This window comes from Mesorhizobium sp. B2-1-8 (genome assembly GCF_006442545.2).
Lineage (GTDB): Bacteria > Pseudomonadota > Alphaproteobacteria > Rhizobiales > Rhizobiaceae > Mesorhizobium.
The window spans coordinates 147,227-163,102 of record NZ_CP083953.1; the positions used below are offsets into that span (position 1 = coordinate 147,227).

Sequence of the window (15,876 nt, forward strand, 5' to 3'; positions counted from 1 at the left end):
ACTTACAAAGCGGGTTGTCTAACGATGCCGGCGGCGCGGGATCTTCGCAGGAGCAAGGCAATTTCGTCCGAGGGAGGCGAGGACCAAATGTGGCTACTCAATCTCCAGGTCCACGCTAACCCGAGGCGCCCGGCGCCCCCGACTTTTTTATGCTCCCGTTCCGGCCTAGGCCGCGCTGCTCTTGACCACGTGCAATTCGTGCTTGTTTGGCCGTCGGGGAGCGGCTGACGAGTCTTCACCGCTTGTATGATGGACGAACTCGGCTATCGGGCAAGGCCGGCCGAGAAGATAACCCTGCATGGCGTCACAGGCTTCTGCACGCAGAAAATCTAACTCTGCGTCGGTTTCGACGCCCTCCGCCAGAACCGGCAGGTTGAGGCCCCGAGCGAGACCGAAGACGGCGCGCAGAACTGCGGCGGCCTCATCGCTCGCATCCACAGAATGCACCAGGGACTGGTCCACCTTGATCTTGTCAAACGGGAACGCCCGCAGGTTCGATAAAGAAGAGTAGCCAGTGCCAAAATCATCCATCGCGATCTGGACACCAAGGATTTTGAGCTTGTTGAGCACTGCGAGCGCTCGGCCAATATCCTTGATCAGCGATGATTCTGTAATCTCCAACTCAAGTCGGGATGGATCCAGACCCGTTTCCTTCAGTATCTCTTCCACCAGTTCCGGAAGATTCCCGCCATGGAGTTGTACGGCCGAGACGTTGACGCTGATCGCTAACGGTTGTTCCCATGACGCCGCTTCGGTGCAGGCGGTGCGCAGCACCCATTCACCGATCTTCAGAATGGCGCCGCATTCTTCCGCGATCGGAATGAACACCGCCGGGGATACGGCGCCCTTGGTGTTGTGATCCCAACGAAGCAAGGCTTCGAAGCCGTAGACCTTGTTTGATGGAAGCTTTGCCTGCGGCTGGTAGACGAGGCGGAACTCGTTGCGCGAGATTGCAAGACGAATGTCGTGTTCCATCTGGCGTCGGTCGCGCAGATGCTCACCCATGGCCGGCGCAAAGAAGCGATACACGCCACGCCCTTCCGCCTTAGCCTCATAAAGCGCGGCGTCTGCATGGCTTAGAAGCGTCGCGCGATCAGGCGCATCATTCGGGAATACAGCGATGCCGATGCTTGTGCCGAGCGTGACCCCGGCGGGCAGAATCATCCCTCCTCCGTCGCTAAACGCCTCCAGGATGGCTTCAGCGGTTCGCGTTGCATAAGCGGGGCTCGGCAGGCCCGGAATGATCACCGCGAACTCGTCGCCCCCAAGGCGCGCGAACATGTATTGTGGCTTGAGAATACTTTTGATCTTCTCGGCAACCAATTGAAGCACCTCGTCGCCGACGAGGTGACCGAAGAGATCGTTGATATCCTTGAAGCGATCGAGATCCAGGAAGAGGACGGCAAAGCAGCGGTCGGCGCCACGATGCGCCACGAACTCAGCGTCCAGCCTCTCGTTGAAGCTTCTGCGATTTGGCAGACCGGTCAGGGGATCGTGGTTGGCGAGGAAGTGAATCTCCTCCTCGGCCCGCTTGCGACCGCGGATGTCGCGCACTGCAAGAACCTTGTGTGGCTTGCCGCTAAAGACGATGCTGCGGCGGATCAACTCCACCGGTATCGTGGTGCCGTTCGTCGCCCAAAGCCCCGCCTCCAGTGGCTTCCGTTCCGTGTTAACGAGTTCGTCCTGCGACAGCGTGGGGAAGAAAGAAGCGAGCGAGCGGCCGACCACTTCCGATCTGTCGACGCCGGCAAGTGCGGCGAAGCTTTTATTGGCTGCAACAATCCCGGCCTCGTTGCACACAACCAGCCCCTCGACGGTGGCGTCTGCCAGTTCCTGCATACGCGCAGTCTCACCCGCGCGGCGAAGGTCTCGCAGATCGAGGCCGAGACCGACAAGGGCTAAAAGGATGATGACAGTCGAAGCGAGCGCCACACCGATCGCCATCCATTCGGCAGGCAGCGCCGAGGCCGAAACCACAACACGCGGATCAGGTATGATCGCTGCCGCGGCCATCGCCGTGAAATGGTGGCTGCAGATCGCAATTGTCAGCACCAGGGCGCCGAGCGCCTTCCACCTGACGTTGTTTTCCCGAAGCGCGACCGGCAATGCAGCGGCGCCGAACATACCGCCGAGGAGGATGGAGGCGGCAACGAGCGGCGGATCCCAGTCGATGCGGCCGGCGATCTCGAACGCGGCCATGCCGGTATAATGCATAACGGCGATCCCGCCGCCCACGATGGCGCCGCCAATCCAGCGGCCATGCTGCACGCGTGGTGAGATGCCAATGGAAAGGCCAGTTCCCGTCAAAATGATAGCCGCGACCAGTGAGACGATCGTCAAGGCGATGTTGTAGCCGCTCGGCACCGCGGGCTGGAAGGCCAGCAGCATGGCGATGAAATGGGTAGCCCAGATGCCGAAGCCGGTGGCGACGGCAGCGACCGCGAGCCAGAACCGTTGCATCGCAAATTCGCTGCGCCGGACATGATGGAGAAGATTAACCGCAGCGAAGCAGGCCAGTGCGCAAACGAAGGCCGCTAGCGCAACCAGACGCAAATCATGCTCCGTTGCAATGCAGGTGTAGACCTTCAGCATGCTTTTTTCTCGAAGCCCGCACACACTTGCAAGAAAAATGCGCTTGAGTAATGAATAAGTGCTTAAACTGCTTGCGCACTGTTTAAGAAATGATTTGTTGTTGCTATAAATAGCTCATCTGACCAGCAGCGACGATGCTTCTCATGCAGGCGGGCGTGGCAGACGCTCCAAGGCGGTGTCTGAGGCCGGGCGCCGCGACCGGCGACGGCTATGGCGAGAAGAACCCGCGCCGGCTGCGCAACGGCTACCGCGACCGCGACTGGGAGGCACGGCGGGGACCGTCGAGCTGCGCATCCGAAGCTGAGGAAAGGCCATGCCGGATAGGGCGGCCACACTGACGCGCCACCGCACCGCATCCGATCTCTTCCCCTCGTGGGGATCGTCTGCGTCACTGCGTCAGCGCGGTGTCCGAGGGCCGCTTGTTGAAGTCGCATTTGCCGGTGACGTTGTAGAAGAAGTCGGCGTTGGTGACAGGCGCCGGGACCGCGTTGCCGCCGTCTTCCCAGGCCTGATAGGCTGTCGCGCCGCAAGGGATCGCCGAAGATGTCGACGGGCTGGCCGGTGGCGGTCTCGGTCAGGTTGGTTGCGCTCAACCCGCTATAGAGCCGGGCGCTATCCAGTCGCCCGCAAAGCTTCTGACGAGTAGAACATTCCTCCAAGAGCCTTGCGGCTTGAAAGCGTCCTGTTTTTCGCGAGATCGAGAAAGTCATAGATGAAATACGGGGCGTGGAACCGATCAGCGCCACTGCTTTTTCCGCTAATCCGGGCCACGCGGGCAAAGAATGCGGCAGAAAAGATTGAAGTCTGCATTGGCTGCTGGCGCGATTGGCGCGGCCTCGGTAGGTGGCAGTGGGAAGGGCGGCGGCGGTGGCTAGTTTGCAAGCCGGACCGGAGGCGGGCAGATTTCGTCTGGAAATGTCGAGTTTTTAATTTTCCCACCGGGAAAATATCAAATTTCCCGGGCGAAGTATTATTTATAATTCTTTTCTGGATTTCCGGAAACAACCGGCTACTACCGCCGGGTTCATTCAGGATGGCGTTCCGTTTCTTCATTTAAGTTTACGCTAATTTAACCATGCTAAAGCGATGATGACCCAATATTAACTCCGGCAGTCCGATTTAATAGGAGGGTCTCGATGACGTTGTTCCGCACCGCTTTTGGTGCAGCCTTGCTGGTCGCGTGCCTCGACCACGGCGCGATGGCCACAACGCAGAACGTCATCTTCAACGGCACGGTCACCGCGACCTGCACGCTCGTTGTCGGCTCCAACGGCACGATGACGGTAAGCCCCGACCTCCAGTCCCTGAGCTCGCACAACAGCGGCGGTTCGGCTGGAACGGTCACGCTCACCACCACCGGAGGTGTTTCGCTGAGCGTCGATCCGGTGACCCTCACCACCGTGCCGGCCGCCGACAGCACCGCCACCACCTGGACACCGACCTATTTGGCCAGCGGCGCCCACACGATCGCAGAAACGGGGGCGTCCACCGCCCTGGCCATCCCTGGCGCCGACCTGGTCTCGGTCCATCTCGCCGGCACAAAGGGCGGCAGCAATCGCTTCGCCTCAGGAAACTATCAGGCAACGGTAACGCTGCGCTGCGAATGACGTCCCCGCAAAGGAGGGGTCCTTGAAACATATTTTCAACCTGGCGACGGCGCTGGCCGTTGGACTGATGCCCATTGCCGCCGGCGCCCAGTCGATGTCGCCGATGCGTGGTGAGGTCAACAGTTTCACCGATGCCTTCGCGGTCCGTGTGTTCCCCGCCAATCCCTACGGCCAGAAGATCAAGGTCGAAATCCACGTCTACGATCAGGATTTTCAACCGGTGGACGCCAGAATCTCTCCGAGCGTCTTCCAACTGGGCTCGCAGGCCTCCCGTCCTGTCCTTGTGGTCGTGCCCTTCGGCGGCGCTGCCGAGCGTAAAGTGCGTATCTGTACCGAGAGCATCCCTTTCCCCAATGAACAGACGCAGATAAGGGCACAGATATGCGGAAGGTTTTTTGGGCACCGCAAGTCCTGACAGTCGCGTTTGCGGCAATGTGGACGGGGATCTCTCCGGTTCTGGCCGAGGATGTCTACAACCTCAATCAGAACGAGAGCGGCTTCAATCTGCCCGGCGTGACCTTGCCCCAGGGCCAGGACGAAGTTCACGCTTCCGACGGCACGACCTGCCGATCGGCCGTCTCCGGCAGCGGCGCCTATCTCGACCTCGGCGTTATCAGAGGCAACAACCAGTCGAACAACGACGTCGCCACCTACGGCCGCGTGGTGATCCCGATCGGTCGCACGCCGAAGCGTGTCGATTGCAGCCGCCTCTATGAGCTTGAGGTCGAGCGCCTGCAACTGGAGCTGAAACTGCTCAAGATGGGCCTCGGCGGCGACGGCCAGACCGGGAGCGTGACCGCCAGCGCTCCCGCTCCCGTGGCCGCATCACCCGGATGGGCCAATGAAGGCTGGAGCATCAGGACCGGAACCGGCGATGGCAAGAAAAAGAAGAAGAAATAGCCCCGCGCTGCTTGTGATAGCTGCACTTGCCGGCTTCTGCCTTCCGGCGCAGGGGGCGATCATCGGCACCTGCACCGTCATGGTCGGGGCATCGGGGACGATGACCGCAAATCCGGCCATCGGCATACTGAGCTCCAAGCAGGCAGGCGGATCGAGCGCCAGTGCCACCGTGGTGGCAAGCTCCACGCTGTGCTCATTGTTCAACTTGCTGGACTGTTATTCGGTTTCGGCGCCGGCGCCTTTGGCATTCTCGTCCGCGCCGAGCGGCGGCGGCACCAACGTGACCTTCGTCTCGGTCTTCCGGCTCGATGGCTCGGGCGTCGACAACAATGGGGGCGTGCCGCAAAGGGTCGTCAACGGCACCCACGCCATGCAGGTCGACCTCACTGCCACCAAATTGAGCGGCATCTTCCCGGCCGGCAACTATCAGGGCATCGTCACCGTGCTGTGCGAGTGAGGCGGCAAATCGCGCTCTAGCTTTCTCCACGAGCGTGGTGAAATCCGTGACCGATCGTTCGAAAGCCAGGCGTTCCGCGCCTCCGGCCTCAATCTCGTCGTCAGCGCGATCGTACACTGGAACACGGTTTATTTCGAGCGGGCCGTCACCCACTCACGCAAAATGCATCGTGAGGTTCCGGATCACCTGCTCAAGCACGTATCGCCGCTGAGCTGGGAACAAATCAATCTGACCGGCATCTACACCTGGGAATGCAGAACATCAGATGCCTGAAGGCTTCCGGTCGGTCAGGCTTCCGGCTCGGTTACGTTAGGCCCGCATGACGTTCATGCTCCGTTCGACCTTAGCGTGTCGGGCCTTTATCAACGAAAGACAGCAATCCCCTTGCTGCACACGGTGTTTCATGGGATTCTTTGGACCTGATCCGAAGGAGATGAGAATGCCTGAAGCGATGCTCGCCGCTCTTTCCAGTAAGGGCTTGTCCTCTGTCCGGCTCGCCGAGATCCTTGGAGTGAGCCAGCCGACGGCCTGGCGGATGGGTCACGCACTGCGGCTAATGGTGGCGCGGGAAAACATGCTCGACGGCACGGTTGAGATCGACCATTTCCATCTCGGTGGAAGAAAGCGGACCCCAATCCACCAATGCATGGTCGGGGCTGAGCGCTTCCGCAGGCGGATTGAACGGCGTTAACGCCGGCGCAGGTGCCTCCTTCGGCGGTTCAAGCGCCGCGCCTCTGAGAATCGTCCATTAAAAGATCGCGCTGACCTCGCTGGGAACATTACCCAGGTTGACACCGGCACGGTGAAAGAATGGCTGAGCCTTTGAGACGGCAAGTTTCCAATGAGTGAACGAGGTCTCCGTTGACCAACTACCCGGCTGCCATAGTTTCGATTAAGCGACCCCAGTCATTGTAAGAGGAAAAGCTCATCGATTCCGCGCTCTGGATAGCATTTGTTGGAACGGTCATCCTAATGTAGATGCCACCGGGGCCAGATAGTATCTTGGTGACGGCGCGAGGCATTGGACAGGGGCGCGCGACCGCGCTGTTCACCGTTCTTGGCATGACAGTTGGCGCGGGGATGGTGCAACTGCCGCTAATCGCTTGGGGATTTCCTCGCTCGTGAGCGCATCCCACCTCGCATTCAAAATGCTGCAATGGGCGGGAGCCGCCTATCTCGTTTGGCTCGGACTACGGCTAGCGTTCACCTCATCCGCTACGACCGGCCTGGCAGGTGGGAGATGTGACACCGCTCGCCGCCGCGCGGGAGGGCATGATTGCCAATCTGGTAAACCCCTGCTGGTAAACCCCTGGCCGATCGCCTTCATGGTCGCGTTCCTGCCTCAGTTGTCGATCCGCATGGGACTCAGTGACGTTGCAGCTTTTGCTCCTAGGGGCGACCCAGAAGATGACGGGCGTTTTGGTCTTAGGAACTTACGCCTTGGCGTCCGGCACACTTGGCGCGTGGATAATGAAGCGGCCTCGCGTACGGCTCTGGCAGCAGCGGATCGCAGGCCTATTCATCATTGGCCTTGGATTTCGAATGGCTTTTGGCGGCGGAGCTAGCCGTTAACACGCACGACTACCTCTTTCGGCGAGGCCGATGATGCGGCGATCTCCCGCGTTGGACGCCATGAGATGGTCGCGCGGTGCTCCGGTCGCGGCGCCGATTACTTGGGCGGAGATGGAGACGCTTGATGCGCCATCGGATTTCCACGTCGGCGATGCTCCTGAATTGACGAAACGCGCAACCAGCAAATTTCTGGTGGGATGGGGTCGAGCCGACCAATCATTGCCAAGTCTGAAGCCCCGCTCCGCGAAAGGCAGCAAGGCTGGGTCAAGGGGTTCGCTGCCTTGGCCTGATGGAACCTGCGAAGATCGGCCCCGTTTGCCTCAACCATGGCAAAAACCGATGCGCGGACAGTCGCCAGCCTCCTAAGGGAATACGGACATCGCACGGCGCTGCGCGGTGACAACGCCTATCGCACAAAAGCATATCTGCGCGCCGCCGATAGTCTGGCTGCGTTGTCGCAGCCGCTCGACCGGATCATCGCCGCCGGCGCCCTCACCAGAATCCCGGGGATCGGCGACGCGATCGCGGACATTGTGCGCAAGCTCTATGAAACGGGCACGCACCCACGCCTTGAGGAACTGCGCGAGGAGGTCCCGGCGGGGGTGATGGAGCTTTTTGCCATACCAGGGCTTCGGCCCGACAAGATACTGAAGCTTCATCAGGCGCTCGGCGTGAACTCGTTGGCTGAGCTCGAAGCCGCCGCAAAGGCAGATCGCATCCGGCCAGTCAAAGGCCTCGGTGCTTCGCTTCAGACAAAAATCCTGCAAAACCTGGCTATCGCTCGAAGCGGCGAAACACAGCTACACCTCCACAAGGCCGCGGCTCTCCTTGAGCATGCCGTCATTTCCGTGAAGCAAGAGCATCCAGAGTTTTCGCGCGTGGAAATTGCCGGTGATTTCCGGCGCGGTTGCGAACTTGTTGCCGACCTCGCGCTGGTAGCGCTGGGGAAGAAGCCGACCGAAATCGAGCGGTCCAGCCTCCAGCTTGTCGTCACGGATAAGAAGCACTTTGGCGCCAGCCTACTCGAAGCAACCGGATCGGCGGCCCATCTTGAGCAGTTGAAGATGTATGCGACCGAGAGAGGGTTCGCCCTCAAACCCAACGGGCTCTATCACGGGAGAAAGCTGATCGCGGCAGGGACAGAGAAGGAAATCTACGAAGCGTTGGACCTACAGTTCATCGAACCCGAACTGCGCGAAGGCAGGGACGAGATTGAGCGGGCAGCGAGGCAGCAGTTACCTCCTCTTGTCCGGGACGAAGATCTGCGTGGCATCCTGCATTCTCACACGACCGCATCCGATGGCACCGAGACGCTCGAGGCAATGGCTGAAGCGACCCGCAAGCGTGGGTTCGAGTACTATGGTGTCGCCGACCATTCGCAATCGGCCCACTACGCGGGCGGGCTCACGCTGCGAGAGATTGCTGAACAGCACCGCGAAGCCGATCGGCTAAACAAGAAGTATGGTGGAGAATTCCGTATCCTGAAGGGCATCGAGGCAGACATCCTGGTCGATGGCTCGCTTGATTATCCGGACCACGTCTTGAAGCAGTTCGATTTCGTTGTCGCGAGCGTGCACAGCCGCTTCAACTTGCCCAAGAAAGAGCAGACGGACCGTATCATTGAGGCAATCGCCAATCCCCTCACGACAATCATCGGCCACATGACCGGCCGCCAGTTGTTGCGTCGTCCCGGCTACGATGTCGACGTCGACAAGGTCATCAGAGCGTGCGCGAAATATGGCGTCGCTGTCGAAATCAATGCGCATCCGTGGCGGCTCGATCTCGACTGGCGGTGGCATCAGAAGGCACTCGACTACGGCTGCATCTTCAGCATTAATCCGGACGCTCATTCAATCCGCGAACTCGACCACATGCATTGGGGGGTCGAGATGGCCCGCAAGGGAGGTGTCCCAAGGACACGGGTTCTCAATGCGATGGGATCGGCGGCTCTGCTTGCGAAGCTTTCAGAGCGCAAGTCCGATTCCAGAAACGGCGGAAAGTGCCCCTCGCCTGCCCGGAAAGCTGTCGGATGAGGATCGAGATCCTGGGGCCGTAAACAGGTAACGGTGCTCGGGCGAGTCGCTGTGGTTTTCCCTACCAGCGCCGCAACGCGAACAAGGGACCTTACGATGCACCATCTCTGCAGCGATCGCCAGGCCCTTACCGAGGCCTTGCGCGTCAGACCGGCTATGCCGGCGGCCGGGCCGGGGATAACGGGATCTCGGGAGGATCCGATCGGAGCCTGCGATCCAGAACTTGTTGTAGGCGGTGACATGACAGGCATTCGCGCGCGGTCTTTTTCGCGCACCACGGTCCCACGCGGGCGCGGGATGATGAGGGTACGGGGGGGCGGGGCGCGTGCCAGTTATCCGATCACCCGCTCAGAATTTTCTACCAAACATTCCTCTGCTTTGGTACGATTCCGGCTCTTGATTTTTTCAAGAAGTGGCGCACGAATCGAGGCTTGGGGGAGGAAGACGACCATGGGTGCTCAGACATCCCGTCTGCCGTCACACACCGCTCAGGACGTCATCAGTGCAGTGTTGAAGGACGCCCCCGTGGGCAGTGTGGTCTCCGTTAAGGCAACCCTCGAAGCTGTTCGTAGGGAGTGTCCTCAGCTAACCAAGACGGACTGTGAGCTGATCGAGTTGATGATCAGTATAGCAACCATGGATGACGTGTTCCTGGTGTTCGATCTTCACGAGGAAAGGGTGGAACTCTCAGGGCCAACCCAAGTTAGGCCTAATGGTTTCAGGAAAGCATCGAGCATGGCTGCTGCTCATCAGGTCGAGGGTCTTTCGGAAACAGCTCCCGGGGGTCCTGGGTCTGCCCGTAGAACCAACCCTGACCCATTGCCGACCCTGTTGGATGACCTCGACAAGGCCGAGGCCGCCAAAGAACTTGCGTCCAAAAGGAAGCCGCCATCTCCCTCCATTGGTTCACCCCCCCGATCACGATAAGGACCACCGAGCCAGGCATGCGGTTCAACGTCAGCAATGCTGAGGCTGCCGCCGCAGAACTTCTGAAGTGGACCAAACGTGGCTCTGAGTGGCACCGTGCAGTGAGCGTTTGCATGGCCGCTCTGGCCGACTTGGCGACACCCCAGGAAGCCCGAAGGTGCTTCAGCCTGGCTGCCAACGAGGAGGGTGTCCTGCTCTCCGAGTATTTGTCGGATAAATGGAACCAACCCACACTCCAACCGTTGCGGGCGGTGGTGGGATGGGTCTCCAACGGTCTGATCTGGCATGACATCAACAGTTGTCCTCCTAGTGGAAGACGAGGGCGTAGTTCTTATCGACGTCGAGCATTCACTCATGGAGGCCGGCTTTGACGTGGTCACCGCAATGAACGGATCGGCTGCTATACAGGCCTTTGATCGGGACCCCGAGCCCATCCGAGCACTCGTGTCGGACATCAGGCTTGGGGCCGGTCCAACCGGGTGGGAGGTGGCCCGTCACATGCGTAGCGTCAACCCCGATCTGCCGGTGATCTACATGAGCGGCGATGGCGCAGATGATTGGGCATCACAAGGGGTGCCAAACAGTATCATGATCTCGAAGCCGTTCGTCATGGCCCAGATCATCACTGCGGTGGCCGCCTTGCTCAATCGGACAGCATGAGAGTTGGTTGCGAGTGATATGTCGCTTGGACTAAAGACTGCGCCCCAGCGAGGGAATCGGCCGAGCCGGCAGTGTCTTACATCGAGAGCGGCGGCACCCCGAGAAATCGATCACTAACCGTCTAATCGCTAGGCGGTGAGATCGTTCCACTATGGTACACGCTATTCTCGTCGCACTGGGCTGCCCAAGAGGCCCGAGCGCGGTCACTCACTTCGAGATAAGCCATATCGATTAAATAGGTGAGCAGGCGCTCCCCATCTGCATGAGTCACTTGCCGGAGCTCGCGCAACATCGCCTGCGCGAACCTCAAGTTATCCAACTTGCTGGGCAGCCCCATCGCCCTAAGCCTCCCCTTCACGATATTAGAGAAAACTTAAGTAAAAAGCTATCCCGCTATTGCGGTCAGCTGAGAAGGTGTTGCATGGGCGGACGCCTGTGAGACACGAGACACGAGCGGTTAACCATTGGCTCAAATTATTCATGCCGCGTAATCTTTCGGTAGTTCGCGGCCAGGACAATGTTTCGATATCAACGCCGAAAGCACCGTGGTCGCCATGTGGCAACCTCTCCTTGGAAACCTTGCCCTTGCCGCAGTCATGCTGGTGGCAGCAGTCATGCTGGTGGCGTGGTGTTCGGTCGGTGATTTCGTCCCCCGGAAAGGCCGACGGCACCAACAGCTCTTGTTCGGCGTCGTAATGACCGCCGGCACAACCGGCTCGATGATGATGGCGTTCGAAGCGTCTCCCGGCGTTTACAGCCTGCGCCAGCGGCGGCTCGTTCGATATAGAGACCTTATCCTGCTGGCGGTCGCGGCGGCGCCGAGCGGCTCCCTGATCGTTCTGAAGGAGGTGAACGACAATTTCGGTCATGCCGCAGTAGACGTCCCGCTGGTTGAAGTCTCACGGCGTCTGGAGAAGGCGATCAGGCGAGGCGATCTGGCCGCACGACTTGGTGGCCATGAGTTCGGAGTGCTGATGTACGGCAATACCGACGGAACCGGCGATGTCAGCTTGGTGACCCGGATCATGAAGAACCTGGCGCAACCGTTGAAGATCGACGATGTTACGCTGCTTCCGGGCGGCGATCGGCTACACCATTTTTCCCAAGGACGAAGCGGACCCGGAAGGCTGCTCAAGAACGCCGACCGGGCACTTTATCAGGCCAAGGCGAAGGGCCGAGATAGTTGGAAGGCGTATGAACCTGAAGCGGCTGCGGTCGCAATGAGGCACAGGTAAGCTGCGTGGATCGAATGCCCTCAAAGCGCCTTCCGTTGGAATACGCTGCCATCATCGCGATGATCGCATTTGCGGTATGGCTCACGGCCAGAATTGAACGACCATAATACGCAGTTCAAGCAGAGGTCATCGAGTGGGGGGCGGCCAGCTTAGGCTTTTGGTAGTCTTCTTCATGGGCATTCCGCCGGTTGGCTAGTTTGTTTAGTTTATTGTGGGCGGGGTGACCTAACGGAGGTCACAATGGTTGACGAAGCCGGGAATCGCCGCGAACGGCGGCAGCGAGTGCTGAAAGGCGCGGCGATCATCAACGGCGTCACGAACTCAGAAATCAGTTGCACGATTCGGAACCAGAACAGCGGCGGCGCTGAACTTAACGTATCCGTGGAAGCGCGTGTGCCTGAACGGTTCGTCCTTTACGTGCCAACCGACGGTGTTGCCTATCAAGCTGTCCTGCGGTGGCGCAGGAATGACCGGATCGGCGTCCAATTTACTGGAACGTCGCCGAAGCCTCGTCTTCACTACGGCTGAAGTTCCCGCGCGGATGGCCAAACCGGAAGCGCAACCCTGGTCGGCTATTTCGACAAATTTGAAAGTTATAATACTGAGACGAGAAACTATAGCGCCGGAAGTTCCTCGCTGTTCTGAAACCAAGTGACGCCTTAGCACGTACTAATGTGAGCCGCTAGCGTAGCGCTTGTTGCGCGTTAGTCAACCACAGGAGAGTGTCATGGCTAGTATCTTCGCGAGAACCGCCAAAGCATTGGCGAGTGGTGTGATCATTGCAGTTCTGTGTGTCCCCGCAAACTCCGGTGGAATCGGCGTAGGCGCCGGCGCGTCTGTTGGCGGGAGCGGCGGCGCTAATGCTGGGGCTGGGGCTTCTATCGGTGGCTCGGGTGGCGTGAATGCCGGACTAGGCGCGTCAGCCGGCGGCTCGAGTGATGCGAACGCTGGACTCGGTGCTTCGGTTGGCGGATCAAGCGGCTCCACCGCTGGTCTCGGAGCCTCGGTTGACGGGTCCAATGGGATAAACGCCGGCGCCGGGACGACAATGGGCGCAGCCAGCGCCGTCACGGCAGGCGTGGGCGCGACAGTAGGCGACACCAGTGGGATCGGCGTTAGCGTCGGCAGTGGCATCGATCCGGGCGTCGGGGTTGGGATCGGAACCAATCCAAGCAGCCTAAGTATTCCCACGGCCCCCACCAGCCCGACCAGTCCCAAGTTAGCCAGCGTCGTCGCCGACATGTCGGGTGCAAAGTTGGCTCGGATGAAGAAGCGCTGCGCTGACGTGCTCAGCAGTCAAGAGACTTATGATCGCGATCTGCGCCAGCTCTGCCTGCTGATAGCCCGTCGCTAATCGGCCCCGCCGGAACGGAAGTGCGAACCAGCCACGAGGCAGGTGTTACACGATGGCGCTGGTCGTCACCGACATGCTGCGCGATTTCGCCGATCTTTGAGGCGACTGGAACCAACTATGGCGCGGGGGATTTCTCGGAGGAACTGCAGTTGTTGGAGTCGAGCACGCGCTGGGGGAGTTTGCTGAAGCACCCACCAGCCCACAGACCCTGGGTATGTGAGCAGCGCCTGAGTTAGTTGAGTTCTCTTGACGCAACGGGCAGCTGAGATGCCTTCGCGGACTGGAGAGCACATGAAACGCGAAGCCGAGGTTCGCCATAGATCGGAAGAGGTGGATGACAATGTGTTGGGGGACGTCGTCATGGCTCTCCATCGTCGTGTCAAGATCAGCCATGACTTCGATATCCCTTACATTGCAGGCTACAGCATTGATCGACGCACGGTCTACATTGACCGTCACCTGCCACGCACGATGCCGTGGAAGGGTCAAAGAGTGAGGCTGTCCCCTTTCTTGCTGACCCATGAAATTATCGAAAAGGCGCTGCTGGATGAACTTAGGCTGCACTATCTACATGCCCATCAAATCGCGCTACGTGCCGAGCGCGATGCAGTCATGGCCGCAGGCGTCCCCTGGCAAAGATATCAGTCGTTGATGAAGCTCAACGAGAAGCCGATAGACCAAGAGAAGCTCAGGAAGGTGCCTCCCGACCTCGATCTTACACCCTATCGGGACCTGCAGGATTTCGCCGTGCTTGATCGGTTGGTCAAAACCCAGAGCGCCCAGGATAAGTCGTAGTCTGCGCACGTCGCGCGGAGGGTCTGGGAAAATCGCGGCAGAGCGCCGGCACATCGGTGCGCACAACGACACCTGCGACAAAAGCCGATCTCAATCGGCTCAGGACCTATCGCTTATAAGGCAGAAAAGGGCGGCGGCTGCATGCAGATTGCCCAGAGGAAGGTGTGGGCAGTCGTTGGATAGCGAATGGCGATTCGCCTCCAATCCTCAGTTCGTGTGAAACTTTGCGGCTCGGCCCGACGGGTGTGTCTCGCGAGCGCCCTCGCCGGCGAAAGCTTTTCTTGCCGGGGAGGTTGGTTAATGCTTTCTTGCTGCCGAACCTTGGGGACGGCGCTTATGGCGAATGCCAAATACCATGTCGCGAAGAACGCAGACCGTTGGAACGTCCGTTACGACGGCCAGGATTATCCTTATGAGTCCCACGGCTCCGCAGTTCTAGCTGCGGTCAAAGCGGCGATACGCGCTACCGAACAAGGCCACGAGGCGGAAGTTCTAGTCCAAGGCGTCGACGGTAAATGGCGTACCGAATGGCCTGACACTAAACAGGGGAGCCGCTCCCGCTCTTTTGGCCAATCCAGTAATTTGAATTTGCAGTCCGGAGCAGCGAGCATATTGCGGCCAATAAAAACCGCCTCATCTGGCGGGTTGCCGGCGCAAGTTGCGACCGGGCAATCAACAGCATAGTGCAACTGTGCCGTGATGCTGGCTGCGATCCATTACCAAGCGCTCCAGCTCCTACGCAGCCAACCGCGAGGCAGCGGTGCTCATGCGCGGCGGCGGGCCAACTACAACTGTGTGGCAGGGTAGATGTGCTTGAGCAGGCCGAGACGCCTCCTCTGTTTGAATGACGCCGCGCCGGCAACGACAATGCTAGCTTCGTGTAAGCTGGCGATGTCCCCCCTTACCCCCCCGCCAGTCAGGCTCGGCGATGAGCCCCCCTCAACCGCCGGGCCCACTACTACGTCGTACATGCCGACATGCCGAGTAGCTCGTACGTGTCAAAAGCCCCGGTGCTGACCAAAGCACCGGGGCTTTTCCTTTGTGGACCCCGATGGCTGGCGTTCTTTTGGGACGATGGTGAGCTTTGGCGCGTGGGCTTCCGAAAGATCTTGGCGGCTTCATCTGTCGTGATACCGCACTTGCGAGCATAGTAGGCGGCTTCCGTTTTCAAGCTCGCCTCTCCATCGGGATTTCAGTCACCTACTTTGCTTTGTGCTTGGCCTTCTTCCCCATAGGATGAATCACCACAAAAATGATGCGCCCCGAATAAAGCGGCGTGGCGATTGTTCCGTCCGTTACTTTCTAATGACCCAATCCAGCAAGACTGCGTCAACGCACTCGCACCCGGTGAGCTCGAAGATGAGGCTCCTAGCCAGGTTGCGCCATTCACACTCGGGCACGTCAGTTTCCGAGACCAAATTTCGAAATACAGACCGGACAATGTCTGCATGGAACGCGGACACTCGGTGCTTCTCAGCCTCCCTGGGCGCCTCGTCCGCCTTGCGCTGGCGTAACCGCTTTAGAAGGTCGCGTGATGCTGCGATTGCACGGCGGGATTGGTCTAGATCGCGACGAATTGAGGCGATGTCACTTAAAGAGCGACGCTGCGAGACGAAGCTGGCGTCTATCATCGCACGCGCGACGTCTGTACGGCTTTCGATCATAGCTACCTCCCAATAGCTACAATTTTAACCAGTCGAATCTAATGCGGTGCTCAGAAGGATTCAAATGTCGGTTTGATACC

Annotated in this window: 13 protein-coding genes and 2 pseudogenes; 13 read left to right on the plus strand and 2 right to left on the minus strand. The window is 59.4% G+C overall.

The window, feature by feature from the left end; all coding sequences use genetic code 11:
• Positions 1-165 precede the first annotated feature (165 nt).
• Together FJ970_RS31845 and FJ970_RS31860 are read right to left on the minus strand one after the other, a co-directional pair.
• On the minus strand, positions 166-2,592 hold the full coding sequence (locus tag FJ970_RS31845) for an EAL domain-containing protein (protein ID WP_227792334.1): 2,427 nt from the start codon (positions 2,590-2,592) through the stop codon (positions 166-168).
• Positions 2,593-3,204: 612 nt separating this feature from the next.
• Positions 3,205-3,645, minus strand: coding sequence for a hypothetical protein (locus tag FJ970_RS31860; protein ID WP_140765785.1), 441 nt, complete (start codon positions 3,643-3,645; stop codon positions 3,205-3,207).
• Positions 3,646-3,728: 83 nt separating this feature from the next.
• On the opposite strand from FJ970_RS31860, the gene FJ970_RS31865 reads away from it, so the two are divergent.
• The 13 genes and pseudogenes from FJ970_RS31865 to FJ970_RS31925 all read left to right on the plus strand — a co-directional run bounded on the left by FJ970_RS31865 (position 3,729) and on the right by FJ970_RS31925 (position 14,132).
• Entirely contained in the window at positions 3,729-4,199 is a 471-nt protein-coding gene (locus FJ970_RS31865) for a hypothetical protein (RefSeq protein WP_140765787.1), read from the plus strand.
• Positions 4,200-4,221: 22 nt separating this feature from the next.
• The gene (locus FJ970_RS31870) at positions 4,222-4,614 is read left to right on the plus strand and encodes a hypothetical protein (RefSeq protein WP_140765789.1); all 393 of its coding nucleotides are present in this window, start codon (positions 4,222-4,224) and stop codon (positions 4,612-4,614) included.
• Positions 4,581-5,099 carry a hypothetical protein gene (locus FJ970_RS31875; protein WP_140765791.1) on the plus strand — a complete coding sequence of 173 codons (519 nt, stop codon included), beginning with the start codon at positions 4,581-4,583 and terminating at the stop codon, positions 5,097-5,099. Before FJ970_RS31870 ends, FJ970_RS31875 begins: the two co-directional genes overlap by 34 nt.
• The gene (locus FJ970_RS31880) at positions 5,074-5,556 is read left to right on the plus strand and encodes a hypothetical protein (RefSeq protein WP_181178852.1); all 483 of its coding nucleotides are present in this window, start codon (positions 5,074-5,076) and stop codon (positions 5,554-5,556) included. The genes FJ970_RS31875 and FJ970_RS31880 overlap by 26 nt, the downstream gene beginning before the upstream one ends.
• A gap of 9 nt (positions 5,557-5,565) precedes the next feature.
• Positions 5,566-5,879, plus strand: a pseudogene (locus FJ970_RS31885) (Tn3 family transposase); the annotation flags it as partial.
• A 143-nt stretch (positions 5,880-6,022) separates the two neighbouring features.
• Positions 6,023-6,184, plus strand: a pseudogene (locus FJ970_RS31890) (IS1595 family transposase); the annotation flags it as partial.
• Positions 6,185-7,454: 1,270 nt separating this feature from the next.
• Entirely contained in the window at positions 7,455-9,161 is a 1,707-nt protein-coding gene (locus FJ970_RS31895; protein ID WP_140765795.1) for a DNA polymerase/3'-5' exonuclease PolX, read from the plus strand.
• Positions 9,162-10,105: 944 nt separating this feature from the next.
• Positions 10,106-10,459, plus strand: a complete 354-nt coding sequence (locus FJ970_RS31900) for a DUF982 domain-containing protein (RefSeq protein ID WP_140765797.1) — start codon at positions 10,106-10,108, stop codon at positions 10,457-10,459.
• Positions 10,374-10,748: a response regulator gene (locus FJ970_RS31905; protein WP_140765799.1), complete on the plus strand. Its 375-nt coding sequence runs from the start codon at positions 10,374-10,376 to the stop codon at positions 10,746-10,748. The genes FJ970_RS31900 and FJ970_RS31905 overlap by 86 nt, the downstream gene beginning before the upstream one ends.
• A gap of 554 nt (positions 10,749-11,302) precedes the next feature.
• Complete coding sequence (locus FJ970_RS31910; RefSeq protein WP_227792353.1) at positions 11,303-11,983, plus strand: GGDEF domain-containing protein; 681 nt, start codon at positions 11,303-11,305, stop codon at positions 11,981-11,983.
• Between the two features lie 240 nt (positions 11,984-12,223).
• Complete coding sequence (locus FJ970_RS31915) at positions 12,224-12,511, plus strand: PilZ domain-containing protein (protein WP_140765805.1); 288 nt, start codon at positions 12,224-12,226, stop codon at positions 12,509-12,511.
• A 520-nt stretch (positions 12,512-13,031) separates the two neighbouring features.
• Positions 13,032-13,337 (plus strand): hypothetical protein, encoded by a 306-nt coding sequence (locus FJ970_RS31920; protein WP_227792336.1) that lies wholly within the window; start codon positions 13,032-13,034, stop codon positions 13,335-13,337.
• Positions 13,338-13,628: 291 nt separating this feature from the next.
• Positions 13,629-14,132, plus strand: a complete 504-nt coding sequence (locus FJ970_RS31925) for a hypothetical protein (RefSeq protein ID WP_227792338.1) — start codon at positions 13,629-13,631, stop codon at positions 14,130-14,132.
• Positions 14,133-15,876: the final 1,744 nt, after the last annotated feature.

Bases quoted from the DNA above. Each gene is read 5' to 3' on its own strand.
- FJ970_RS31845 (WP_227792334.1), bottom strand. From the start codon at position 2,592: ATGCTGAAGGTCTACACCTGCATTGCAACGGAGCATGATTTGCGTCTG.
- FJ970_RS31860 (WP_140765785.1), bottom strand. From the start codon at position 3,645: ATGAAGAAACGGAACGCCATCCTGAATGAACCCGGCGGTAGTAGCCGG.
- FJ970_RS31865 (WP_140765787.1), top strand. From the start codon at position 3,729: ATGACGTTGTTCCGCACCGCTTTTGGTGCAGCCTTGCTGGTCGCGTGC.
- FJ970_RS31875 (WP_140765791.1), top strand. From the start codon at position 4,581: ATGCGGAAGGTTTTTTGGGCACCGCAAGTCCTGACAGTCGCGTTTGCG.
- FJ970_RS31880 (WP_181178852.1), top strand. From the start codon at position 5,074: ATGGCAAGAAAAAGAAGAAGAAATAGCCCCGCGCTGCTTGTGATAGCT.
- FJ970_RS31895 (WP_140765795.1), top strand. From the start codon at position 7,455: ATGGCAAAAACCGATGCGCGGACAGTCGCCAGCCTCCTAAGGGAATAC.
- FJ970_RS31900 (WP_140765797.1), top strand. From the start codon at position 10,106: ATGCGGTTCAACGTCAGCAATGCTGAGGCTGCCGCCGCAGAACTTCTG.
- FJ970_RS31905 (WP_140765799.1), top strand. From the start codon at position 10,374: ATGACATCAACAGTTGTCCTCCTAGTGGAAGACGAGGGCGTAGTTCTT.
- FJ970_RS31910 (WP_227792353.1), top strand. From the start codon at position 11,303: ATGTGGCAACCTCTCCTTGGAAACCTTGCCCTTGCCGCAGTCATGCTG.
- FJ970_RS31915 (WP_140765805.1), top strand. From the start codon at position 12,224: ATGGTTGACGAAGCCGGGAATCGCCGCGAACGGCGGCAGCGAGTGCTG.
- FJ970_RS31920 (WP_227792336.1), top strand. From the start codon at position 13,032: ATGGGCGCAGCCAGCGCCGTCACGGCAGGCGTGGGCGCGACAGTAGGC.
- FJ970_RS31925 (WP_227792338.1), top strand. From the start codon at position 13,629: ATGAAACGCGAAGCCGAGGTTCGCCATAGATCGGAAGAGGTGGATGAC.